General features: G+C 70.8%; 21 protein-coding genes and 1 pseudogene. 16 read left to right on the top strand and 6 right to left on the bottom strand.

From position 1 onward, the window contains the following. Window positions 1-125 precede the first annotated feature (125 nt). The gene (locus AC3IYJ_RS31790; protein ID WP_489397956.1) at window positions 126-1,298 is read left to right on the top strand and encodes a magnesium and cobalt transport protein CorA; all 1,173 of its coding nucleotides are present in this window, start codon (window positions 126-128) and stop codon (window positions 1,296-1,298) included. A gap of 161 nt (window positions 1,299-1,459) precedes the next feature. On the opposite strand, the gene AC3IYJ_RS31785 is transcribed toward AC3IYJ_RS31790, so the two are convergent. Both AC3IYJ_RS31785 and AC3IYJ_RS31780 read right to left on the bottom strand, forming a co-directional pair. Continuing rightward, window positions 1,460-1,789 carry a hypothetical protein gene (locus AC3IYJ_RS31785; RefSeq protein ID WP_489403069.1) on the bottom strand — a complete coding sequence of 110 codons (330 nt, stop codon included), beginning with the start codon at window positions 1,787-1,789 and terminating at the stop codon, window positions 1,460-1,462. Next, window positions 1,746-1,943: pseudogene (locus tag AC3IYJ_RS31780) on the bottom strand (hypothetical protein); the annotation flags it as partial. The pseudogene AC3IYJ_RS31780 and the gene AC3IYJ_RS31785, both read right to left, overlap by 44 nt. Window positions 1,944-2,082: 139 nt before the next feature. Between AC3IYJ_RS31780 and AC3IYJ_RS31775 the strand changes: the two are divergent. Beyond that, window positions 2,083-2,223: a hypothetical protein gene (locus AC3IYJ_RS31775; protein ID WP_489397955.1), complete on the top strand. Its 141-nt coding sequence runs from the start codon at window positions 2,083-2,085 to the stop codon at window positions 2,221-2,223. Between the two features lie 88 nt (window positions 2,224-2,311). Here AC3IYJ_RS31775 and AC3IYJ_RS31770 read toward each other — a convergent pair whose 3' ends face one another. Then, entirely contained in the window at window positions 2,312-3,199 is an 888-nt protein-coding gene (locus AC3IYJ_RS31770; protein WP_489397954.1) for a LysR family transcriptional regulator, read from the bottom strand. A gap of 93 nt (window positions 3,200-3,292) precedes the next feature. Here AC3IYJ_RS31770 and AC3IYJ_RS31765 point away from each other — a divergent pair, with 93 nt between their 5' ends. Beyond that, a complete protein-coding gene (locus AC3IYJ_RS31765; RefSeq protein ID WP_489397953.1) occupies window positions 3,293-4,030 on the top strand; it encodes an SDR family oxidoreductase in 738 nt (245 codons plus the stop codon). A gap of 172 nt (window positions 4,031-4,202) precedes the next feature. On the opposite strand, the gene AC3IYJ_RS31760 is transcribed toward AC3IYJ_RS31765, so the two are convergent. After that, on the bottom strand, window positions 4,203-4,805 hold the full coding sequence (locus AC3IYJ_RS31760) for an HAD-IA family hydrolase (RefSeq protein ID WP_489397952.1): 603 nt from the start codon (window positions 4,803-4,805) through the stop codon (window positions 4,203-4,205). A 983-nt stretch (window positions 4,806-5,788) separates the two neighbouring features. Here AC3IYJ_RS31760 and AC3IYJ_RS31755 point away from each other — a divergent pair. The 13 genes from AC3IYJ_RS31755 to AC3IYJ_RS31695 all read left to right on the top strand — a co-directional run bounded on the left by AC3IYJ_RS31755 (window position 5,789) and on the right by AC3IYJ_RS31695 (window position 17,186). Beyond that, the gene (locus AC3IYJ_RS31755) at window positions 5,789-7,060 is read left to right on the top strand and encodes an ATP-binding protein (RefSeq protein WP_489397951.1); all 1,272 of its coding nucleotides are present in this window, start codon (window positions 5,789-5,791) and stop codon (window positions 7,058-7,060) included. Then, window positions 7,057-7,899, top strand: coding sequence for a roadblock/LC7 domain-containing protein (locus tag AC3IYJ_RS31750; RefSeq protein ID WP_489397950.1), 843 nt, complete (start codon window positions 7,057-7,059; stop codon window positions 7,897-7,899). The genes AC3IYJ_RS31755 and AC3IYJ_RS31750 overlap by 4 nt, the downstream gene beginning before the upstream one ends. Further along, the gene (locus tag AC3IYJ_RS31745) at window positions 7,892-8,284 is read left to right on the top strand and encodes a DUF742 domain-containing protein (protein ID WP_489397949.1); all 393 of its coding nucleotides are present in this window, start codon (window positions 7,892-7,894) and stop codon (window positions 8,282-8,284) included. Before AC3IYJ_RS31750 ends, AC3IYJ_RS31745 begins: the two co-directional genes overlap by 8 nt. A gap of 4 nt (window positions 8,285-8,288) precedes the next feature. Further along, window positions 8,289-8,849: a GTP-binding protein gene (locus AC3IYJ_RS31740; protein WP_073908861.1), complete on the top strand. Its 561-nt coding sequence runs from the start codon at window positions 8,289-8,291 to the stop codon at window positions 8,847-8,849. A gap of 10 nt (window positions 8,850-8,859) precedes the next feature. After that, a complete protein-coding gene (locus AC3IYJ_RS31735; RefSeq protein ID WP_489397948.1) occupies window positions 8,860-10,260 on the top strand; it encodes a cytochrome P450 family protein in 1,401 nt (466 codons plus the stop codon). A 104-nt stretch (window positions 10,261-10,364) separates the two neighbouring features. Further along, complete coding sequence (locus AC3IYJ_RS31730) at window positions 10,365-11,612, top strand: cytochrome P450 (protein ID WP_489397947.1); 1,248 nt, start codon at window positions 10,365-10,367, stop codon at window positions 11,610-11,612. Continuing rightward, entirely contained in the window at window positions 11,609-12,436 is an 828-nt protein-coding gene (locus AC3IYJ_RS31725; protein WP_489397946.1) for an enoyl-CoA hydratase/isomerase family protein, read from the top strand. Before AC3IYJ_RS31730 ends, AC3IYJ_RS31725 begins: the two co-directional genes overlap by 4 nt. Before the next feature lie 93 nt (window positions 12,437-12,529). Next, complete coding sequence (locus AC3IYJ_RS31720; protein ID WP_489397945.1) at window positions 12,530-13,168, top strand: uridine kinase family protein; 639 nt, start codon at window positions 12,530-12,532, stop codon at window positions 13,166-13,168. Window positions 13,169-13,290: 122 nt separating this feature from the next. Further along, on the top strand, window positions 13,291-14,088 hold the full coding sequence (locus tag AC3IYJ_RS31715; protein WP_489402986.1) for a VOC family protein: 798 nt from the start codon (window positions 13,291-13,293) through the stop codon (window positions 14,086-14,088). Between the two features lie 116 nt (window positions 14,089-14,204). After that, window positions 14,205-15,473, top strand: a complete 1,269-nt coding sequence (locus AC3IYJ_RS31710; RefSeq protein WP_489397944.1) for a VWA domain-containing protein — start codon at window positions 14,205-14,207, stop codon at window positions 15,471-15,473. Next, a complete protein-coding gene (locus AC3IYJ_RS31705; protein WP_489397943.1) occupies window positions 15,473-16,276 on the top strand; it encodes a hypothetical protein in 804 nt (267 codons plus the stop codon). The genes AC3IYJ_RS31710 and AC3IYJ_RS31705 overlap by 1 nt, the downstream gene beginning before the upstream one ends. Window positions 16,277-16,406: 130 nt before the next feature. After that, entirely contained in the window at window positions 16,407-17,006 is a 600-nt protein-coding gene (locus AC3IYJ_RS31700; protein ID WP_489397942.1) for a class I SAM-dependent methyltransferase, read from the top strand. A gap of 30 nt (window positions 17,007-17,036) precedes the next feature. Next, window positions 17,037-17,186, top strand: a complete 150-nt coding sequence (locus AC3IYJ_RS31695) for a hypothetical protein (protein WP_489397941.1) — start codon at window positions 17,037-17,039, stop codon at window positions 17,184-17,186. 3 nt (window positions 17,187-17,189) lie between these two features. On the opposite strand, the gene AC3IYJ_RS31690 is transcribed toward AC3IYJ_RS31695, so the two are convergent. Together AC3IYJ_RS31690 and AC3IYJ_RS31685 are read right to left on the bottom strand one after the other, a co-directional pair. Continuing rightward, entirely contained in the window at window positions 17,190-20,855 is a 3,666-nt protein-coding gene (locus AC3IYJ_RS31690; RefSeq protein WP_489397940.1) for an SAV_2336 N-terminal domain-related protein, read from the bottom strand. After that, complete coding sequence (locus AC3IYJ_RS31685; RefSeq protein ID WP_489397939.1) at window positions 20,852-21,982, bottom strand: AAA family ATPase; 1,131 nt, start codon at window positions 21,980-21,982, stop codon at window positions 20,852-20,854. The genes AC3IYJ_RS31690 and AC3IYJ_RS31685 overlap by 4 nt, the downstream gene beginning before the upstream one ends. Window positions 21,983-22,081 lie beyond the last annotated feature (99 nt).

The raw sequence follows: 22,081 nt of genomic DNA, 5'->3' as shown, positions 1-22,081 counted from the left end.
CCCACCCCACACCCACCGCCCACACCCACCACCCACCACCCCATTCCGCCCTATATCCTGCCTCTTGCCCGCAAACCACACGACCGATCGCATCCGCCCGGGAGCTGCCTGCGATGTCACCCTCGATGTCGGAGCGCCCAGACCGCCGCCCCTCGTCCCCCGCCTCGCACGCGAAGCGCGCCGGTGGCTGGCGCCGACCGGGATCCCCTGCCGCGAGCCCCCCGGCCACACCCCCGCGGGCCCCGAAGGCCCCACCGGCCCCCACGCCCGCGGACCACCGCAGCGTGATCGACTCCGCCGTCTACCGCGACGGCGTCCGGGTCGCCTCCCCCACCACCCTCGCCGAAACCTTCCGCAGGCTGCGCGAACAGCCCGACGGCATGGCCTGGATCGGCCTGCACCGGCCCACCGAAGCCGAACTCCACTCCCTGGCCGCCGAGTTCAACCTCCACCCGCTCTCCGTCGAGGATGCCCTGGAAGCCCACCAGCGCCCCAAGCTGGAACGGTACGGCGACACCCTCTTCGTAGTGCTGCGCGCCGCCCGCTACTTGGACGCCCTGGAGGAGGTCGACTTCAGCGAGCTCCACATCTTCGTCGGCCCGGACTTCCTGATCACGGTCCGCCACGGCGCCGCCCCCGACCTCTCCGCGGTCCGCCGCCGTATGGAGGAGTCCCCGGAACTCCTCTCCCTGGGCCCGGAGGCCGCCCTCTACGCCATCCTCGACGCGGTCGTCGACGGCTACGCCCCGGTCGTCGCCGGCGTCCAGAACGACATGGACGAGATCGAGACCGAGGTCTTCCGCGGCGACCCCGAGGTATCCCGCCGCATCTACGAACTCTCCCGCGAAATGGTCGAGTTCCAGCGCGCCACCCGCCCCCTGGTCGGCATGCTCCACAGCCTGATGGCAGGCTTCGCGAAGTACGGCACCGACGAGGAACTCCAGCGCTACCTCCGCGACGTGGCCGACCACGTAACCCACACCAGCGAACGCGTGGACGGCTTCCGCCAGGCCCTCACCGAAATCCTGACGGTCAACGCCACCCTGGTCTCCCAGCAACAGAACGCCGAAATGCGCGCCCTGGCCGAAGCCGGCTTCGAACAGAACGAGGAAATCAAGAAGATCTCCTCCTGGGCCGCCATCCTCTTTGCACCCACGTTGGTGGGAACCATCTACGGCATGAACTTCGAGACCATGCCGGAACTGCATTGGGTGGCGGGCTACCCCTTCGCAATCCTGCTGATGGCAGTGGTCTGCGTCAGCCTGTACGTCATCTTCAAGAAGCGCGACTGGCTGTAGACCACACACTAGGACTGTTGATCAACTTAGCTCCTGCGAACGCAGAAAAATGGCCCGCAGGGCCTCTGGGGAGAATCTGGGGAGAATGCGCAGCCCGCCCATGCCGGCTCTCCCCCGCGCCTTGGGGCTGCCCCTCCCGCACCGCCAACCACCTCCGGACTTCATGTGGTCGCGGAGCGTAACGACAATGGGTGGCGCGAACCATCGTCCATTCCGAGATACAGGCAGGCTGCTGAGCGATAGATCGTGGCCAACAGGTGCTCGCCTACAGGGTCGGCAGTGACAGCCGTCAGGTACACGAACCAGTCGTGGACGGTGTCGCCGTCCCACACCGCCTCGATTGCCACGATGCGGCCGTCGCTCCCGGCAGCGCGGTAGGCCAGAGACTCAAGGTCAAGGGGACTGTCCGGCGTACGGGCGACTCTGTCGCCGTAGTGGAGATAGCGGTCACCGACTATGAGCTGTGCGGTACCAACCCCTATGCCGGCCATCAGGTATGTACTCGGGCACCGTGCCGAGCAGTGCGTCGATGGCCGCGTGGCCCTTGCCGCCGGCCTCCGGCATGAAGTGGGCGTAGTGATCGAGGGTGATGGTCGGACTTGAGTGACCGAGCCACCGGGCGAGCGTGACGACGGACTCGCCCGCACCGTCCTCCTCCCCGCCCGCCACTGCCCGGCGGACGGGACAGCCCGTCGGTCGCGGCACCGGAGGCGATCACCGCCGCCGAGGCGGGCAACGGCCCGATCCCATACGGGGCCGGGGCCCTTCTCGTATGCTCCGACGCATGCGACGCACCTTCGTACCGCTCGCCCTCGCCCTGACCGGGTGCACTACCGAACAGGACAAGGCCGCGAGGTACTGGGACGGCTACCGGTTCGGCGAGCAGACGGCGACGGACTCCTATGACGGACGATCAAGACCGTAGACCGTAGACCGTAGGCCTCAGACCGGTGCCCGGGGGCAGCATGGGCGCCCGGCGGCGCACTGACCGGCTGCTTCCTGGAGGCAGCCGCTCAGTGCGTCGGCGCAGGGTCCGGAATCAGTCGCGTGGCCGTGCGGATCAGGCTGGCGAGGGCGAGTGAGCGGCTGTGCGGGGGCCAGGCGATGTGGGTGTGGACGGGGGGTGCGTCGGTCAGGGGCACGGCGGCGTGTTCGTGCCACAGCCAGGTGCGCGCGGAGTCCGGGACGACGGCCATGGTGCGTCCGAGGGCGATCAGTTGGGCCAGCTGCGTGTGGTCGCGGACTTCCGGGCCCGGACCGGGTGCGTAGGCGCCGTGTCGTGGCCAGCGGGCGATCGGGAGATCGGGGACGTCGCTGATGTCGGCCATGGACAGGGCCTTGCGCGCCGCGAGCGGGTGCCTTGCGGGTAGGACGGCGATCCGCCCTTCGGTCAGCAGTTCCTCGCTGTCGAACCCGGCCAGGGAGTTGAACGGCACGATGAGGAGCGCTACGTCGGCGCGGCCGTCGCGCAGCATCTGTTCCTGCTCGGTGAAGCCGCCGGCCAGCACTTCGATCTCGGCGGCGTCGGGATCGGCGGCGTAGGCGTCGAGCAGCCGCTGCAGAAGGTCATGGGAGGCGGCGGCCTTGACCGCGATGACCAGGCGTTCCCGGGGGCCGCCCGGATGGTCCGCGCTGCCGGAGCGGCGGGTGCGTCGCGCCGCGGCGGCGGTCGCGTCCAGGGCCGCGCGGCCTTCGTGCAGCAGTACCTGGCCGGCGCCGGTCAGGCGCACGCCGCGGCGGTCGCGGTCCAGCAGACCGACCCCGAGGCGTTTCTCGAGCCGCTGGATGGCTCTGGACAGCGGCGGCTGGGCCATGCCCAGGCGTTCGGCGGCGCGGCCGAAGTGCAGCTCCTCGGCGACGGCGATGAAGTACCTGAGTTCGCGGGTCTCCAAGGCGTCCATGGCTGCCCCTTCCTGGGCTGATACCTGGTGGGTATCGCAGGATACCGTTTCGGTGTTGGACGCTCCGGTCGGCCGAGGGCGAGCATCGGCGGCATGAGCAAAGCGAAGATCGCGCTGGTGACCGGCGCTAACAAAGGCATCGGGTACGAAATCGCTGCCGGTCTGGGCGCCTTGGGACACCGCGTGGGCGTGGGAGCCCGTGACGACCGGCGGCTCGGGGCCGCCGTCGAGAAGCTGCGCGCCGCCGGGGTCGAGGCGTTCGGCGTGCCGCTGGACGTGACCAGCCGACGCAGCGTCACCGAGGCTGCCGAACTGGTCGAGCTGGAGGCCGGGGGCCTCGACGTCCTGGTCAACAACGCCGGCATTTCGGGGGAGATGGGGCCGGGATGGGAACAGGATCCGACCAGCCTCGATCTCGACGTGGTCCGGGCGGTGGTGGAGACCAACGTGCTGGGCGTCATCCGGGTGACCAACGCGGTGCTGCCGCTGCTGCGCCGCTCCAGGTCGCCCCGCATCGTCAACGTCTCCAGCGGCGTCGGCTCCCTGACCCGGCAGGCGGACCCGGACATCGAGATCGGTCCGGTCATGGCGGCCTACGCGCCGTCGAAGACGTTCCTCAACGCCGTCACCGTGCAGTACGCCCGCCAGCTCGCCGGCACGGACATCCTGATCAACGCCGCGTGCCCCGGCCTGGTCGCGACCGACTTCACCGGCTTCCACGGAACCCGCACCCCCGAGCAGGGCGCAGCCACGGCGATCCGGCTCGCCACGCTGCCGGACGGCGGCCCGACCGGTTCGTTCTTCGAGGACGACGGGACCATCCCCTGGTAATCCAAGTGATCCAACCCCGCACCACGAACCACCCCGACGGAACACCACCGGGGCCAACGCGCAGCAGCGTTGGCCCCGGCGGCATGTCCACGCCGACCTCTACGGCACGGCCATCACCGCCAAGCTCCGCGGAACGGGACGGCGCCGCTGATTCCAGGCACACCCCGTCCGCTCACATGAGGAACAGGGATTTCCATGTCGCCTTGAGATCGGCCGCACTTCGGAACTGCACCGCGGTAATACCAATTTCACCGGCCGCGTACACATTCGCCTCTTTGTCGTCGATGAATACGACTTCTGACGGGGAAGCCGATACGACGGAAAGGGCCTGCTCGAATGCGCGCGGGTCCGGCTTTTTCGCCCCGAGGTCACAGGAAAAGATCAGCTGGTCGAAGGATTCCGCGAGGCCGGGCATGACACGGGGCAGCGCGCGGAGCAGCAGCGCGTCGTTGTTGGTGAACAGGGCCGTCCGGCACGGACGGGACGCACGGACGAGGCGCAGTACGTCGTGATCGGGCTCGAAGGCCGTGCACCACAGGCGCTCCAGCTCAAGTGCACCCCCAGTGAAGCCGAGCCGGGAGCGAACCACTTCGTGGATGCGGCCGGCGGTCGCATTGCCGAGGTCCCATTGGCCGATGAGGCCGGAATCGTAAAGGGCGGCCCTTATGTCCTGCGGCGTAGCTCCGCACACGGTGGCCAGAATCTCCAGGCGCCGTTCCGGCACGAATCGGCAGACGACATCGCCGAGATCGAACAGAATGACCTTCGGGTTCATGGAGTTGGACCATAGCATGGCGCGATTTGGCGTGATTTCGGACCTGTATGGACAGTTGGAGAATTTTCGATCCATTGCGGAGGCGTCCCGCGGCCGGGTGGATGGGGTCGTCATGGCGCCCCTGTCCGACCGCCCGCGAAAGCCGGACTCGTCCCGGCAGAGGCCCTCGGCCGAGCCGTTCGATCCAGCTGTACGCCGTCCACCTCGCGGCCCTGCGCCGACGGACCCATCGGCTTTGGCCGGAGCGCAGCTCCGAGTCGACGTGGGCTTTCTCACTTCAGGGGGCGCCCTCAATTCCGGCGGCTCCGCCCGGCTTGGTTTCGGCCCAGATCGGCTTGATCTGCTTGGTGGGATGCACCCGGCGGCAGTCATGGGCGGGCGGGGCGGTGATGCCGTACGCCGCGGGTGGAACCCGATCCCGAGGGCCGTGGAATGGCGTCGAGCCGGGGCGTGCCGCGCTCCGCACCGTGGTCGGGGTGGACCTCGCGTCACCGGGGCTGTCGGGCAGCGACCCGGGTCGGTGGACAAATAGGGACAGAGGTCAACACGTCTACGGCATGGGCGACCTGGGCGCCGCCGACTGCCGGATGGGGACGTTCCGGGGGGGGGCGGTTGACAGCGGCTCGGATCGATGTGAGGGATCGCCGTCGCTCTCGTGAAGAACTGCTTAACGGATCGATGGCGAGGCGGGCGGGAGGAGGGTGGCCGGTAGTGGATGTGCGGAGTTGAAAGTCCATGTCAACCCGCCGCATTGGCGGCCTCGTTGGCCGAATATGACGCATTGGCAGGCGTCCGGTGGGCCGAAGATCCGGTGATAGCATCCCGGCATCTGTGATCTTGCTCCGTTTTGACGCAGATGCCGATCTGTGATCGGGGCATGCTCCCCGCGTAACCGCAGGTGAACCGTGCCGATCAGCTGTGTTGCGGGGCCTCGCGAGGTGCATCTGCAGCCGTCCGCATGACATGCGCCGGGAAAGGTTTCCATGAATCGAGACGCACTTGTGTGGTGCTTGGTTGCGGTGGCGGCGATAGCCGTCGTCGCGGTCGTGGCACTCGTCGCCCGCACCAGAGCGCTGGGGGCGAAGAAGGAGCACACCGAGGCCGAGCTGAGGCACCAGCTGCTCACGGCTGACAGTCACCTGCACTCCTCGCGCGCCGAACTGCAGAGGTTCCGCAGCGAGCAGGACGCCACGCTCCGCGCAGCCAAGGAAGCGGCGGAGGAGAACACCAAGGCCGTCCTCAAGGGCGCCGCCAGTCTTCTGCAGAGCCTCGCCGCCGAGCAGACGACGCTTCTGGACGGCATCCAGCGCAAGTACGGCGGACATGCCGTACTCGGCGACCTGTTGGACGTCAACCACTCCAACGCCCAGATGGCGCGCAAGGCCCAGGGCATCGCCGTCATGTGCGGTGCGCCGCTCGGCCGTCGAAACAGGCCCGCCAGCGTCTACGACGTGGTGCGCAGCGCCCAGGGCCAGATCCGCAACTTCCACCGGGTCGCCATCATGCAGCAGACCAGTCTCGCCCTGAAGGCGTACGCGGTCGCACCCGTGGCCCTCGCCGTGGCGGAGCTGCTTGACAACGCTGCCAGCTTCTCGCAGCAGGACGCACCGATTGAAGTGACGTTCCAGCGCGTCCAGAACAACCTGTGCATCGTCATCGACGACGCCGGCGTCAGCATGAACGACGAAGAGCGGCAGCGGGCGACCGCGCTGCTCTCCGGAGAAGTCGCCCCCCGTCTGTCGCAGCTCGGGACCCAGCCCAAGTTCGGCTTCCCGGTCATCGGCCTGATCGCACGTCAGCACGGATTCAGGGTCGACGTCACCGGAGTCTCCCGATACGGCGGCGTCAGGGCCGTCGTCCTCCTGCCCGAGGAGCTGTGGACCATGGAGGAGATACCGCCCGCGCAGGAGGCTCCGGTCAGCGACATCCGGCGCGTCGCCGAGAGTCGGCCCGAGAGTTGGTCGGAGAGCCGGTCCGAGAGCCGGTCCGAGAGTTGGTCCGAGAGCAGCCGTGCCCAGGGCGGCGAGATCAGACCCCAGGGCGCGATGTCGCGCACGATGCACGGTCTGCCCAAGCGCGGCGCGCGCCAGGCGCCCATCGCGAGCGTCCCCGATCCCGACACCACCTCGTCGGCGCCCCGGACCCCGGGGGACGCCGGCCGCGCTTCCGGGCGCAGCCTGGGCGCCTTCCAGCGCGGCACGCTCTCCGGCCGCAACCTTGACGCCACCTCGTTCGAAGGGCCCGAAGAGGTATGACCTCAGACCTGTCGTGGATGCTCGAGGACATCGTGCACAACGTGCCCCGTGCACGGCACGCCGTCCTGCTGTCCGCGGACGGCCTTCCCCGCGGCGCGACCGAAGGCCTGGCCGAAAAGGACGTACGCACCATCTCCGCGGCCATGGCCGGGATGCAGTCGCTCAGCCGGGCCACGGCCCACTTCGCCGGTCCGGAGGAGGACCGGCAGTGGAATCAGACCATCATCGAGTTCTCGCACGGCTGGAGCTTCCTGATCGGCGCGGGGCAGGGATCCTTCCTCGCCGCCGCGGCCGCGCCCGATGTGGACATGCAGCAGATCTCCTTCCGCATGCACCGCCTCGTCGCCCGGCTGGGCAACAACCTCACCTCGCCGCCCCGGGTGAGCACCGAGGACGCCGGAGGTCCGCGAGGGGACTCCCCCCGGCAGCAGGGCTCCGGTGACGCGGGATTCTTCCTCGGCGAGCTCGACCAGGTGATGTCCGAGGTCAAGGGCGCCCGCCACGCCGTACTGCTGGGATCGGACGGCCTTCCCCGCGGGGCGACCCACGGAATGAGCCGCGACCTCGCGGACACGATCTCCGCGGCCATGACGGGCATCCACGCCTACAGCCGGGTCACTTCCCAGTTCGCCGGGGTCGCCGAGGAACCCCATTGGCGTCAGACGGTCATCGAGTTCCAGCACGGCTGGATCTTCCTGATGGCGGCCGGCCCCGATGCCTTCCTGGCCGCTGCCGCCGAGCACGACTGCGACATAGAACAGTTCACCACGCGTCTGCACGAGGTGGTTCCCGGACTGACCGCGGCGGCGACACCGGGAAAGGGAACAGGCCGTGCCTGACGGGCCCGCACAGGACGAAGAGCTGGAACTGACGTCTCCATTAGTCCCGCTCTTCGTGATCACGAACGGACGAGCACTGCCCCCGGACCACGAGTACGAGCACACCACGCTCGTGACGGCGGCGGCGGAGGGCGGCCAGGTCTCGGCGCGCACGCTGTCCCCGGAAGCGGGGGCGGTCCTGGACCTGGTCGCGGACGGCTTCCTGGCCGTGGCCGAGGTGGCGGGGCACACGCACCTGCCCCTGGGCGTCGTCCGCATCCTGCTGGCGCAGTTGGAGGAGGACGGTCTCATCCTCACGAGGACACCGATACCGCGCGCCGAACGTGTCGACAGAGAACTGGTCAGCGCCGTCCTCGAGGGCCTGAAGAATCGATTCGGAGCGTAAACGCGTGTACCTGGATCCAGACGTCTCCCACGCGGTGAAGATCCTCATAGTGGGGCACTTCGGGGTCGGCAAGACCACCTGCATCGGCAGTCTCTCCGAGATCGAGCCCCTGCGGACCGAGGAGGAGATCACCGAAGCCAGCGTGGGCTTCGATGACCTGTCCGGTACCCCGGACAAGACGACCACCACCGTCGCCATGGACTTCGGCCGGCTCACCCTGAGCGACACCCTGGTGCTCTACCTCTTCGGAACGCCCGGCCAGGAGCGCTTCAAGGAGATGTGGGAGGAGCTCTCGCGGGGTGCTCTGGGCGCGCTGGTCCTCGTCGACCCGGAGCGCCTGCACGAGTCCTTCCCCGTCCTGGACCTCGTCGAACGTTTCGGCTTGACGTACGCCATCGCCGTGAACCACTTCGAGGGCACCACGCACTACCCGCTCGACGAGGTGCGCGAGGCCCTGAACCTCACCGCCGAGACCCCTGTCGTGGAGTGCGACGTACGGGACGAGAACTCCTCGGCGCAGGCCCTCATCACCCTCGTGAAACACCTCATGTCCCAACTCGGCTAGGAGCGCAGGAATGCAACAGCCACTTGACCCGCAGGAGATACCCCCCGGCTGCCCCGCGCACGGGAACGTCCAGATGTACGGGCCCTCGTTCGGAGCCGACCCCGACAGCCACTACGCGCAGCTGCGCGCGTACGGTCACAGCGCGCCCGTGGACATCGCCCCCGACGTCCAGGTCGAGCTCGTCACGAGCTACGACGCGGCCCTGTACGTCCTGCAGAACCCCACCTCCTTCGTGCGCGACTCCCGCCGCTGGAACGCCCTCAACGAAGGACGCGTCCCGGCCGACAGCCCGGCGCTGCCCATGATGGGCTACCGCCCCAACGCGCTCTTCAGTGACGGTGCGGCGCACGCCCGGCTGCGCCGGGCCGTCACCGACAGCCTCGCCACGGTCAACGAGCACCAGCTCATCAGGCAGACGCAGCAGTCCGCCAACTACCTGATCAGCCAGTTCAGCACCGACATCCTCGGCCAGGCGGAACTGATGGCCGAGTACGCCCAGCCGCTGCCCCTGCTGGTCTTCAGCGACCTGTTCGGCTGCCCGCCCGAGATCGGCGACCGCGTGATCGCCGGGATCAGCGGCATCTTCGAGGGAACGCCCGGGGCCGACGAGGTGCTCGGCGGAGCGCTCACCGAGCTGATCGCCCTCAAGCGACGGCGCCCGACGGACGACCTGACGACGCGCCTGATGGAGCACCCGGCCCAGCTGAGCGACGAGGAGGTGCTGCACCAGCTGGTCACCCTGCTCTCCGGCGGCACCGCGCCGCTGGCCGCGGCCATCGGCACCAGCAGCGCCCTGTACCTCGGAGAGGACTGGCAGGTCGGCCTCCCGGTCGAGGACGCGGTCTCCCAGGCCCTGTGGAACTATGCGCCGATCGCCAACTACGCGGCGCACTACTCGACTCACGACGTCGAGCTGGGCGGCAGGCTGATCCGTGCCAACGACCCGATTCTCGTCTCGTTCGCCGCGGCCAACACCGACCCGAAGCTGACCGAGCACCGCGAACAGCTCAGCGCCAAGGCGCACTTGGCGTTCGGAGCGGGTCCGCACGCGTGTCCCGCCAAGGACCCGGCCTTCATGATCGCCGTGACGGCCGTCGAGACGCTGCTCAACCAGCTCCTCGACGTCGAGCTGCGCGTCCCGTTCAAGTCGCTCACCTGGGCTCCGAGCCCGTGGAGCCGCTCGCTGGTCACCCTGCCGATTCGCTTCACCCCGAGGACCGTTCCCCAGGCGACCGGGTCGGCCGGGACCGCCGGAGCGTCCGGAGCGACCGCTTCGCACGCGGGCCAGCTGCCCCCGCAGCAGGCACCCGCCCCGTCGCCCTCCAACGCCGGTGCCGGGCGTCCGAGCGCCGCGCCGCAGCCCAAGGGAGGCCTGTTCAGCCGCTTCCTGGCCTGGACCAGGGGCGAATGAGGAATGTGTGATTCAGGTAACTCCCTGAGTGCTCAGTGACGGTGGATGCTTCAACGATCACATGGGTATGCATGGCGGCTGCTTCCCAGAAAGGAGCCGCCATCATGGGGGTTGCCACAACTCCGTCGTACGACCGCCGGGCGTCCGCCTCCCTCTTCTCCCGGCTGCGGACAGCCCGAGGGCAGGCCGACCCCTTCCCGGTGTACGCCGAACTCCTCGCGCGGGGCGAAGTGGTGCCCGCACCCTGGGGCGGCTTCGCCGTCACGGGCTTCGCCGCCTGCGACCAGGTCCTACGCAGCCGCCAATGGCTGGAGCCCGACAGGGAGTGGCGCGAGCGCCAAGGGCTGGGGACGCGCTGGAACGCGCCCTCCTCGCGCGAGATGAGCCATACGCTGGCCGCGCTCAACGCTCCGGACCACACCAGGGCGAGACGGGCGGCCGGCACCTTCGACCGGGGCACTGTGGAGCGCATCGGCCGCAATGTGACCCGGACCGCGGATCGCCTCCTCGACACCTTCACGGAGCGAATACGCACCGGCGAGGCGGACTTCTCGGAGCTTGTCTGCGAGGAGCTGCCGGTTGCCACCATCGGTGAATGGCTCGGACTGCCGCAGGCCGACTGGCCCCGGCTCCGGGAGTTGACGCACGACCAGGTATTCACCCAGGAGCTGCTGCCCTCGGCCAGCCAACTGGCGCTGTCCGACACGGCCACGGCCGAACTGCGCACCTACTTCACGGGCCTGGTGCGTGAGCGGCGCTCCCACCCCGGCGAGGACCCCGTCACCCGGTGGATCCAGATGTGGGACGCGATCGAGCCCGACCGGGACAAGGCCGACGAGGCCGTCTACTTCCTGGTGTTGTTCGTCCTGCTGGCCGCCCTGGAAACCACCGCGACCCTCCTCTCCTCGATGGCGCTCCGGCTCGTGGAGAGCCCGGAGCGCTGGGACATGATCGCCGACAACCCGGACCTCGTACCCGGGTTCGTGGAGGAGACGCTCCGCTACGACCCGCCCACCCACGTGATCAGCCGGGTCGCATCGCAGGACACCGTGCTGGGAGGCTTCGAGGTCCGCCGCGACGAGATGGTCCACCTCATGGTCGGAGCGGCCCACCGGGACCCCGCCAGACACGTCGACCCGGACCGGTTCGACCCCCGGCGCACACCCGACCACCTCGCGTTCAGCGGCGGGATCCACTACTGCCTCGGCGCGCCCCTGGCCCGCCTCGAAGCCCAGACCCTCCTGCGCCAGCTGCTCCGGCGCCTCCCGCGCCTCACCCTCGTACGCCCCCCGTCGATGGCGCCCCGCGTGGCGTTCCGGCGCCTGCTGAACCTGGACGTAGCACTCGCATGACCGAAGCGACCCCTGCCCCCACCCTCATCCCCACGCTCTCCCCCACCCCCACCCCCGCACCCGTGCCCGCCCGGACCGCCCTCAAGGCCATACGCACCGAGCAGGACGGCCCCGTACTGCACGTCCGCCTCAACCCCTGGGGGCAGGAGGACACGCTGGACACCGCGGTCCTCGACGACCTCATCACCCTGCTCGACGAGCTCCACGAGCGGCCCGACGTCCGGATCCTGACGCTGTCGTCACTGGGTACGGACTTCTGCCTGGGCGCCGACCGCAACGAGTACCAGGAGGCGCTGGCCGCCGATCCGTCCGGAGTGGGCCTGCGGCGCACAGCCGACAAGGCGCACCGCCTGTGCCAGGCCCTGGAGAACACCCACGCGGTCACCATCGCCCGGCTGCACGGACGGGTCGTCGGCGCCGGTCTGGCCCTCGCCTCCTTCTGCGATCTGCGCGCCGGCGCCGACACCAGCCGCTTTCGCATGCCGGAGGTCGGCATAGGGCTGCCGCCGGCGTGGGGCGGGGCGATGGGCCGGCTGGTCTCCGAGGCCGGCACCTCCAGGATTCGCGAGCTCATGCTCACCTGCGACGTCTTCGACGCCGACACGGCCCACCGGATCGGCCTGCTCCACCGGACCGCCCCGCTGGACCAGCTGGACAAGGTGATCGATTCCTGGACCAGGCCCCTCGTGCGGCGCTCGCCCGAGGCGCTCGTCCTGACCAAACGGATGCTGGCCGGCTACGCGCGGGCGGACAGGACGGCAGACGTCTCCCTGCTCGACTCCCACCTCCTGGCAGCCACCCTCCACCAGCACGCGAGGGGCTGATCCGGGCCCCGGCGGCCCGCCACGGGCCGCCGGGTCATGGCACGATGGCGCGCCGGGCCGTCTCCCCCGGCCGGCCGCCCACGAGGAGCTCTCATGCATCGGCAGCGCGAGGACGTCGACCGGCAGGCCGAGGACGTCGTCGACGGGCTGCTCCGGTCGGTCCGCGGGCGAGGGGCCGACGGCGCCGCCGGGGCTGCCGGGGTCGTCGGGGTCGTCGCCATCGACGGGGCCGGAGGGTCGGGCAAGAGCACGCTGGCCGCCGCCGTGGCCGGACGGCTCGACGGTTCCGTCGTCGTGCACGTCGACGACTTCTACCGACCCATGCCCGACCGCGAGCGGGAGCGGCTCGACGCGGAACAGGGCTACCACCGCTACTTCGACTGGGAGCGGCTCCGTGACCAGGTCCTGATCCCGCTGCGGGATCAGGACGCGGACGCGGTCGTCCCCTACCAGAGCTACGACTGGGCCACGGGACGGCTCGGAGCCTGGCACGAGATCGCCCCCGGAAGCCTGGTGATCGTCGAAGGGGTCTACGCCGCCCGCCCGGAGCTGGCCCGCTACTACCACTTCACCGTCTACGTCGACACCCCGCGGGACACCTGCCTGCGACGCGTGCGGGCCCGCGGGGAGAACCCCGAGGAGTGGATCGGGCGTTGGCGCGCCGCCGAGGACCACTACCTGCGGACCACATGGCCACAGACCAGGGTCGGACTCCTCGTCAGGGGCTACTGACGGACGCGGAGCGCACGACGACCGGGGCCTCGGTTCACCCGAACGGCTCGATTCGGGGTGTGCGGGCCGGGTAGGGGACGGGCCGTCCTTCCCCTATCAATCCGGAGGCATCCGTGCCCGACATGAACGGCCCCTACAAACCCGGTACTCCCTGCTGGATCGATCTGATGGTCCCCGACCAGCAGGCGGCGCTCGACTTCTACTGCGACCTGTTCGGCTGGCAGGGCGAGATCGGCCCCGCCGAGACCGGCGGATACTCGGTCTGCACGCTCAAGGGCAAGCCGGTCGCCGGGATCATGAAGGCGATGAACCCCGACGGCACGGTGCCCGACCCGATGCCGCCGACCGTGTGGACGACGTACCTGTCCACCGACGGGATCGACGCCACGCTCAAGTCCGTCACCGACGCGGGCGGCAGTGTCATGATGGGCCCGATGGACGTCATGGAGCTCGGGCGGATGGCCGTCGTCACCGACCCGACCGGCGCGGTCGTCGGGCTCTGGCAGCCCGGTTCCTTCGACGGGGCGGGCATCGTCAACGAGCACGGCGCGCTGATCTGGAACGAGCTGAGCACCGGTGACACCGATGCCGCAGCCGCGTTCTACTCGGCCGTGCTGCCGATCAGCCCGGCTCCTTCGCAGATGCCGGGCGCCGAGTTCTACACGGAGTTCAAGGTCGCCGGTCGCGCGGTCGCCGGAATGATGGACCTCTCGAACATGCCGGCCGGGGTTCCGCCGCACTGGCTGCCGTACTTCCACGCCGACGACGTCGACAGCGTCCAGGCGGCGGCGGTCCGGGCCGGTGGCAACGTCATGGCCCCCGCCTTCGACATGGCGGCCGGCCGGATGGCCGTCCTGACCGACCCGCAGGGCGGCGTCTTCGCGGTGATCACGGCCTCCGCACCGGAACAGCCCGCCTAGTACCGGCCACCGGCCTGCCGTACGGCCGCCCCCGCGACCTCCGACCGGACGTCGCGGGGGCGGCTGCCGGGCGCCGGCGGTTTGGAGGGTGGGGGGAATCTCAATACGATCCGGCGATGATCACTAGAAAATGGGTGGCGGCCGGCGCATGCGGCTTGCTGGTCACCCTGGCCACCGGGTTGTTCCCGGCAAGTGCCGTCGCCGGCGAACCGGTGGCGAAGGAAGCGCCCAAGGTCGAGTTGGTGCTCGACGTCAGCGGCTCGATGCGGGCGCAGGACATGGACGGGCAGTCCCGGATGTCCGCCGCGAAGCAGGCGTTCAACGAGGTACTGGACGCCGTGCCCGATGAAGTGCGGCTCGGAATACGGACCCTTGGCGCCAACTACCCCGGCGACGACAAGAACCTCGGCTGCAAGGACACCAAGCAGCTCTATCCGGTCGGTCCGTTGAACCGCACCGAGGCGAAGACGGCCGTGGCCACGCTCGCTCCCACCGGCTGGACCCCGATCGGGCCGGCCCTGCTCGGGGCCGCCGAGGACCTCAAGGGCGGCGACGCCACCCGGCGGATCGTGCTCATCACCGACGGCGAGGACACCTGCGCACCGCTCGACCCGTGCGAGGTCGCGCGGGACATCGCGGCCAAGGGGATCCACCTCGTCATCGACACCCTCGGGCTGGTGCCCGACGCGAAGACCCGAAACCAGCTGATCTGCATCGCGGAAGCCACCGGCGGTACGTACACCTCGGTGCAGCACACCGCAGAACTCTCGGGCAGAGTGCGCCAGTTGGTCGACCGGGCGGCCACTCCGGTGGTCAACCCGGTGGCCACCGAGGGCGCCAAGGAGTGCCAGGGCGCCCCGGAACTGAAGCCGGGCCTCTACAGCGACCGCGAGACCTTCGGGGAGCACCGCTGGTACCGGGTGGGTGTCAAGCCCGGCCAGGAACTGCGCGCTTCGGTCAGCATCGGGGCCGACCGCGCGGTCAACAACGACTACGGGATCCTGCTGCGCGCGACGACGCGGAGCGGACGGGAGATCGTACGCGGCCAGGAGGCGGGTGAGGGGCGCACCGACCTGATCTCGTCCGGGCTGCGCTATCCCAAGAGGGCGGAGAGCGGGGACGAAGCCGAGCAGCAGCCTGAGATCGTGTGCCTGCAGGTCAGCAACTCCTTCTCGGCTCCCGCCTCCGTCAAGACCACCCCGGGCATGCCCGTGGAGCTGACCATCGACGTGGTGGACGGCCCGGACGAGGCGAGCGACGTGGCCGCCTTCGGCCTCGGGCGCGGCTGGTGGCTGCTCGGCGCGCTCGTGCTCACCGGCTTCCTGGCCGGTCTGGTGTGGGGCTGGGTCTCCCGCTGGCGCATCGCGGTCTGGAGGACCAACTGATGAGTGACACCACTCGATACGCGCGGATCGCGCGAACCGTACGACGTGCGGCGACCGTCGGGCTGCTGGTCGGCGGCGGGCTGCTCGCCGTGGCAGCCTCGCCCTCGCCCTCGACGAGCCCGAGCGGGGACCCGAAGGCGCCGACCGAGGCCGGTACGGCCTTCCGTACCGCCACCCCGGTCAAGTTGGACCAGGAGGCCACGGCCGACGCGTCCACCGGCGACTACCTCTACTGGGTCCTCCCCCTCGACGCGGGACAGCGCCCCACCGTCCGGGCTTCGGTCACGCTGCCCGCCGCAGCCGGCCGGCACGCCTCCTCCACGTGGCAGCTCGACGTCTACGACGGCCTGCGCCGCCGCCAGCCCTGCATGTACGGCACGCAGACCGGCACGGCGGCCAAGGACGCCGCCACCGTCGAGCTCTCCTGCACCCTGCGCCCGGTCCACTCGGGCGCCGACCAGTGGAGCAACGACGCCCTGCCGGGGGCGTATTACATCCGGCTCACGGTCACCGACCTCGCACCGGAGGACCTCGGTCAGCCGGTACGGGCCCGCCTGCGGGCCGAGGCGAAGGACGTCGGCGGCGCCTACGCGGCCGACAACGCCTTGGCCAAGCCGCTCGTACCCGGCTCCGGTACGGCTTCCGCCCTGGAACCGGACGGCGGCTGGTCCGGCGGCTGGTGGTCCGACCGCTGGCTCTGGACGGCGGCCGGCGGACTCCTCGCCGCGCTCGCGGGCATCGGGGGCTACCGCCTGACCCGGGGCGCGGGCCACCCCGGACGGCGGGTACCGCCCACCGCCTGAGCCCGACGGCCCGGGTGCGGGGCCGACCAGCCCCGCACCCGGGAACCCTTGCAAACACCATGCTTCGGAGCCGTTGCCTCCCTTGCGCTGCGCCGAGATGATGCGCCCCAGGGCAGACTTGGGGGACCGCATGGACAACGGAGAAGCTCGGGGAGACCAGTACGACGACGAGTCGGAGGACTACGTCGGCTACTGGGAGGGGCGCAACTACGAGCACGCGGCGGAGATAGCGGCGGTCAAACGGCTGATCGGACAGGGCGGCGTCCGGTACGGGCTCGTATGCGAAGTGGGCGGCGGATTCGGAAGGTTGAGTCCGGTCCTCAAGGAGTACGCGGACCGGGTCATGATGTTCGACCCCAGCGCGAAGCACGTGGGCATCGCCCAGCGGCTCCTCGCCGGCCATCCCGGCATCACGGCGCACCTCATGCGCCCCGGGCAGATCCCGCTGGACGCCGGGGAGGCCGATCTCGTCTCCATGATCCGGGTCATGCACCACCTGCCCGACCCCGGCCCGACCCTGCGCGAGATAGCGCGCGTACTGAGGCCCGGCGGCCACGCCCTGATCGAGGTGGCCAACTCGGCGCACATGCTGAACAAGTTGCGCTACGCCAAGCGGCTGCGCGCGGTGCCGCGCCAGCCCGTGGACATCCGCTCCGCCGAGAAGGTGGCCGAGGGCAGCATTCCCTTCGTCAACCACCACCCGGACACCGTCGTGCAGCAGTTCACGTAAGCGGGACTGCACGTCGAGGAGAAGCTGTCCGTGTCGAACATGCGCAGCGGCCGACTCAAGCAGAGCGTGGGCGAGGAGCGGCTGCTGGCCGTCGAGCAGCGTATCCAGAGCCCGTTGGCCGCCCTCAACTTCGGACCGAGCCTGTTCTTCCTGCTGCGGCGCCGAAGCCCCTCCGCGTAGCGGCTACCCGGAGGGCGGGGTCGCGGGCGGGGTCCGGAAGGTCGCGGTGCCGCGCCCCGACAACAGTCCCTGCCAGTCGGGCGGAAGTTCGGACTCGTCGGCGAAGGACACGTCCGTGAACTCCGCGGCCTCCGCGAAGTCTGCCCGCTCGAAGGTGACTCCGGCCGCGAAGACCGCGTTCATGAACACCGTCGGCGCGGCGAAGGTGGCGCCCCGGAAGGAGGCACGGCCTTCGAAGCGGACTTCGTCGAACAGCATCTCGTCGGCCCAGACGGTGGATTCGAAGGAGACGGGCCCTAGGAAAGCCGCTCGGTCCCAGGCATTGCGGCTGTGGAACACGGTGTGGGTGAAGCCGGCCTTCCCCCGGACCCTCATCCGGCTCATGAGCGCCTCTCCCCACACCTCGGCCCAGGCCATGTCGAGCCCGCGGGTGAACATCGTGTCGGTGAACCCCGCACTCCCGCCGAAGTCCACCCTGTCGAACCGTGTTTCGCGGTCGAATGTGCTCCCGTCGAAGGCGCTGTCCCGGCGGAACACGGTCCGCCCGAAGGAAGCCGTCTCCCTGAACCGGGAGGTTTCGAAGCCCGCGCGGCCGTCGAACACGGCCCGGTCGAAGGAGACGCAGCCCTCGAACTCGGCCCCCACCGTGTTCCAGTCGTCGACGAAGTGCGCACGATCGAAGGTCGCGGTCCCCATCCGGACGTGGCCCGTCAGGGGGTCCCGCAGGCTGCGCAAAACGAGTTCGAGCAGACCGTCGGCGAAGGTGGTGCCCCGCAGGTCCACGGGGAGTCCGGGCCGCAACCTTCCCAGGTATGTCGCCTGTTCGGACTCTGCGGCATGGGCCAGACACCAGGGGTGGTTCGGCAGCCGGATGCCGCCGCAGCCCGCCGGATCCGCCGCGCCGCCCTGGTAGCCGCATCGCGGCCAGTCGACGGCCGGGTCGTCGCTCCTCAGCTCGGCGTCGGCCAGCGCCCGCGCCACTTCGACGGGTCCGTCCGAACAGATCCAGCCCGACTCGGCCTCCGGCTCCAGAGGCTCGGCCCTGAGGTCTTCCATTCCACTGACGGCGCGCAGCGACTCGCCCTGCACCAGGACGACGGGCCCACTCGTGCCCGTCCGCCTCAGCCGCTCGGTGACCGTCCGATGGCCGACCACGCGCAGCGCTTCGTCCGCCGCCCGTCCGTGCACCTCCCGTTCGCCGACCGTGAGCTCCCCTCTGGCGAGGCCCACCGCCAGGGAGACGTCCCATTCGCCGGAGCCCCCGCGCAGCCGGGCCAGCACCCCCGGCAACTCGGCGAGCAGCCGTCCGGACTTGCCCAGGGATCCGGGCCCCGGCACCGTGACGAGCAGTGCGGCACCACTGTCCGCGGCCGCGACCGTCCCGGTCACTGCGCTGTCCGCCTGTGCCCGCAGCAGGAGCTCGACGAGCTCGGGATGCAACGGCCGTCCGATGGGCGCCCTCTCCACCTCGGCCCGTACCGCCAGGCAGATCCCGGAATCCTCCGCCCGCGCCCTGGCATGGGCCGCCATGACTTCACGGAATCCGGGCTGTTCGAGCAGGGCCTGCCCGGAGAGGAACACCATCCGGTCCGGCCATACGGTGTGCACGATGCCCGCCAGCCGCCCGTCCCGGGAGACCGGGGCGCCGACATAGTGGGTCCAGGTTCCCGGTTCGTCCGAGAGCCGGACCAGCTCCCCGTTGCGCTCCCCCCGGTACGGAAGGAACTCGCCGGTCAGCGCGATCGGCTGGCCCTCGTCCGTACAGGCGTCGACCCTTAGTCGGGCGGCCTCCACGGCGGCGTCGGCCCACTCCGGCGGTGACCAGGTCCCCGGGTCCACCAGATCCTCGTCGGCCAGCAGCAGGAACACCGTGGGAGTGGCCTCGTCCCACCACACGGACCGGCTGGACAGCTCTCGGTCTCCGGTGCGGACCCAGGCGATCGCACTGCGCCCAAGCCTGTCCCCGACGGCGAGGACCATGCGGGGCGACAGCAGCACCCCCACCGCCTGCGGATCCCGCGCCGGCTCGAACCGGACGCGCACCACCCGGTCGGCCAGTCCGGGATCGGGCCGGGCCGCCGTGGCGAACGGCTGGGCCCCGTCGGGCACTTCGCGGCGGCCCTGCACTCCGTCGGTGAGGCGGATCGCCGTGAAGTCGGGGCCGGTGCCGCGGTGCCGGGACATGTACTCCCAGACCCGCCGACGCACCAGTTCCCGTACCGCGGCCACGTCCCCGCGCAGCTGCGATCCGAGCAGGGCTTCCCGTACACCCGGCAGGAACTCGAACTCGACCTGGTCCGCGATCTGTTCGGCGCCCCACGGCGCGAACAGCCCGCCCAGCGCCACCTCCGCGAGGTGGCTGTGCTCGGAGTCCCGCAGCAGGGAGCGGCGTACGAGGGTCATGACGGGCAGCGTCAGCGGTACGGCGGCCAGGTGGGCGGCGAGGCGCTGGGCGGTCGGCGAGGCGTTCGCACGGAAGCGTTCCACCGCCGCCAGGGGGTCCGGGAAGGGCTCCCGGTGGCCGGGGCTCTCGTACGGGGCCTCGTGCGCGGGCTCCGCGTCCAGGCGCAGGCAGGCCAGCCGCCGCCAGCGGCCGTCGCCGGACACCACGCGCACCAGCCGGGCCAGGCTCCCCGAGGCGATGCCGACCACCGGGACCACCGCGCCGCCCCCGCGGGCCCGCCGGACCAGGGGGACCCGCTGCCAGGACCGGGTGGCGGCCGCGGGCCGGTCCGCGCGGACCGCGAAGGGGACCGGGCGGACGGCGCCGCGGGTCCACAGCCGCTCGGGCAGGACGTTGAGCACCGCCACGGCGTTGTGCGCGGACCACTGCCGGAGCACACCGCGCAGGGGGGCTTCGCGCCAGCCGCCGCCCACCGTGTCGGAGAGGACGAGGATCAGCCGGCGGCCCGCCGGGTCGGCCAGTTCCATGGGGTTGCGGGGCGCGGTGGCGCGACCGCGCGTGACCATGGGCGTGCCGCCGGGGCCGGTACCCGTGAGCTGCCAGGTCCGTACGTCGCGGAAGACCCCGCTGCGCGTGAGGACCCCGCGGACCTCCTCCACCAGGTCGGACCAGAGCAGCATCGAGTGGTGGGTGTCGACGACCAGGGCCACGTCCAGCCAGCGGCTCTCGGCGGGGCGCAGGACCGGGGTGAGGACCATCCGCTCGATGCTGCGTTCCACGGTGAGCTGCTCGTCCAGCTCCTCCCCCGGGCCGCCGATGTTGCGGCGGCCGACCGGGCGCAGGGAACGCATCAGGGCCAGCGGGTCGTCGAGGGAGGCGGCGCGCGGCAGCCGCAGCGGCGTACCCCGGCGCCGGGGCGGTGCGGGGTCGTCGCCCGCGGCCTTGCCCTCCTCGGGGAAGGGATCGACGGATCCGGGGCGCGGACCGGGCGCCTGCGCCGGCCCCTGCGCCGGGAAGAACTGGGCGGCGGGCTCCGTTCCCCCGCGGGAGCCTCCGGGCAACTCCACCGAGGGCGCGGGCGGTGCGGGTTCGCGGGACGGCTCGGGCGGCGGCGGGAGCGGTCCGGCGGCCGGGCGGCGGGACTGCGCCGCGTCCACCCGGGTCGCCAGCCACAGGATGTCGGCGATCTCCTCGGCCCCCGCTCCGGGACGCGGGCCGCCGTTCTCGGCGCCTTCGGCGAAGGCGGCGAGGAGCTTCTCGATCACGCCGAGGGCCCGGTGAGGTGGTGCATGACGGTGGCGAGGAACCGGTCGCGGTCGCCGGGCGCGGACCAGGCTCCGGCCAGGCGGAGTTGGATGGCGTTGAGGAGCTGGTCGGTGGCCAGGTCCCCGTCGTCGGCGCGTTCGAGGAAGCTGGTGACGAGTTCGCGGTACTCGTCGCTGTGCTCGATGTCCACGCCGAGCCGCCCGCGCACGATGCGGGCGAGTTTGTCGAGTCCGGGCGGGTCCAGGTGGAGCCGGACGCAGCGGCGCAGGAAGGCGGGCGGGAAATCGCGTTCGCCGTTGCTGGTGAGGACCACGATGGGGAAGTACCGGCACTGGACGCGGCCTTCGGCGATCCGGACGGCGGCGTCCGGGTCGTCGTCGGTGCCGATGGCGACGGTCGGGTCCTCCTTCGCGAGCCGGGCGAGTTCGGGGATCACGAAGCCGCCGTCCTCGAAGACGGTCAGGAGGTCGCCGGGGAGGTCGATGTCGCTCTTGTCGATCTCGTCGACGAGCAGGACGCGCGGGCGGTCCTGCGGCAGGAGCGCCGTGCCGAGCGGTCCGAGGCGCAGGTAGCGGGCGATGGACGGACCGCCCGGGCCAGGGGCGGGGGCCGGGGGCGGGGCCGGGGCGCCGGTGCCGGGGGTTGCGGGATCCGGGTTCGCGGCGGGGTACCCGGCGGCGGCAGCGCCCGGCGTGCGCATCTGCTCCAGCCCGGCTTCCTGCAGACGGCCGATCGCGTCGTACAGGTAGAGCCCGTCGCGCAGGACGGTCCGGCTGGTGATCGGCCAGTGCAGTACGGGGCCCAGGTCCAGGTCCGAGGCGATGCTGTAGGCGAGCGTGGACTTGCCGACGCCGGGCTTGCCGGTGATCAGGAGCGGCCTGCGCAGGTGCAGGGCCGTGTTGACCACGTCCTTCTCGATCTCGTCGGGTACGTAGCCCTCGCCCCGCCTCCAAGTGCGGTCCCAGGCCGGGCCCGAGCACCCGGGGGGCGTGTATCCCGGGTCCGGGACACCGGTGAAATCCCGCCAGGGCGGTGGCGGTCCGGCTTCCAGCCTGGTCCGACGCTCGGCGGCCTCGCCGGTCCCGTGGTACAGCCACCAGTCCTTCACCACTGCCTCTGCCTCCATCGTCGGATGTCGCGGTCTGTCGTCGGGGTCGGTATCGGGTTCGGTGGCCGGCATCAGGATCGGGATCGGGATCCGGATCGGACGAGTGGTCGGTATCGG

This window comes from Streptomyces sp. GL_140, assembly GCF_057834465.1.
Note: the sequence above shows the minus strand (reverse complement) of the source record. Positions and strands in the feature narration are given on the sequence as shown.

Excerpts from the sequence above, each read along its gene's own strand:
- AC3IYJ_RS31700 (WP_489397942.1), top strand. The coding sequence starts at position 16,407 with ATGGACAACGGAGAAGCTCGGGGAGACCAGTACGACGACGAGTCGGAG.
- AC3IYJ_RS31755 (WP_489397951.1), top strand. The coding sequence starts at position 5,789 with ATGAATCGAGACGCACTTGTGTGGTGCTTGGTTGCGGTGGCGGCGATA.
- AC3IYJ_RS31705 (WP_489397943.1), top strand. The coding sequence starts at position 15,473 with ATGAGTGACACCACTCGATACGCGCGGATCGCGCGAACCGTACGACGT.
- AC3IYJ_RS31720 (WP_489397945.1), top strand. The coding sequence starts at position 12,530 with ATGCATCGGCAGCGCGAGGACGTCGACCGGCAGGCCGAGGACGTCGTC.
- AC3IYJ_RS31750 (WP_489397950.1), top strand. The coding sequence starts at position 7,057 with ATGACCTCAGACCTGTCGTGGATGCTCGAGGACATCGTGCACAACGTG.
- AC3IYJ_RS31710 (WP_489397944.1), top strand. The coding sequence starts at position 14,205 with ATGATCACTAGAAAATGGGTGGCGGCCGGCGCATGCGGCTTGCTGGTC.
- AC3IYJ_RS31735 (WP_489397948.1), top strand. The coding sequence starts at position 8,860 with ATGCAACAGCCACTTGACCCGCAGGAGATACCCCCCGGCTGCCCCGCG.
- AC3IYJ_RS31725 (WP_489397946.1), top strand. The coding sequence starts at position 11,609 with ATGACCGAAGCGACCCCTGCCCCCACCCTCATCCCCACGCTCTCCCCC.
- AC3IYJ_RS31765 (WP_489397953.1), top strand. The coding sequence starts at position 3,293 with ATGAGCAAAGCGAAGATCGCGCTGGTGACCGGCGCTAACAAAGGCATC.
- AC3IYJ_RS31770 (WP_489397954.1), bottom strand. The coding sequence starts at position 3,199 with ATGGACGCCTTGGAGACCCGCGAACTCAGGTACTTCATCGCCGTCGCC.
- AC3IYJ_RS31775 (WP_489397955.1), top strand. The coding sequence starts at position 2,083 with ATGCGACGCACCTTCGTACCGCTCGCCCTCGCCCTGACCGGGTGCACT.
- AC3IYJ_RS31790 (WP_489397956.1), top strand. The coding sequence starts at position 126 with ATGTCGGAGCGCCCAGACCGCCGCCCCTCGTCCCCCGCCTCGCACGCG.
- AC3IYJ_RS31715 (WP_489402986.1), top strand. The coding sequence starts at position 13,291 with ATGAACGGCCCCTACAAACCCGGTACTCCCTGCTGGATCGATCTGATG.
- AC3IYJ_RS31730 (WP_489397947.1), top strand. The coding sequence starts at position 10,365 with ATGGGGGTTGCCACAACTCCGTCGTACGACCGCCGGGCGTCCGCCTCC.
- AC3IYJ_RS31760 (WP_489397952.1), bottom strand. The coding sequence starts at position 4,805 with ATGAACCCGAAGGTCATTCTGTTCGATCTCGGCGATGTCGTCTGCCGA.
- AC3IYJ_RS31685 (WP_489397939.1), bottom strand. The coding sequence starts at position 21,982 with ATGGAGGCAGAGGCAGTGGTGAAGGACTGGTGGCTGTACCACGGGACC.
- AC3IYJ_RS31785 (WP_489403069.1), bottom strand. The coding sequence starts at position 1,789 with ATGGCCGGCATAGGGGTTGGTACCGCACAGCTCATAGTCGGTGACCGC.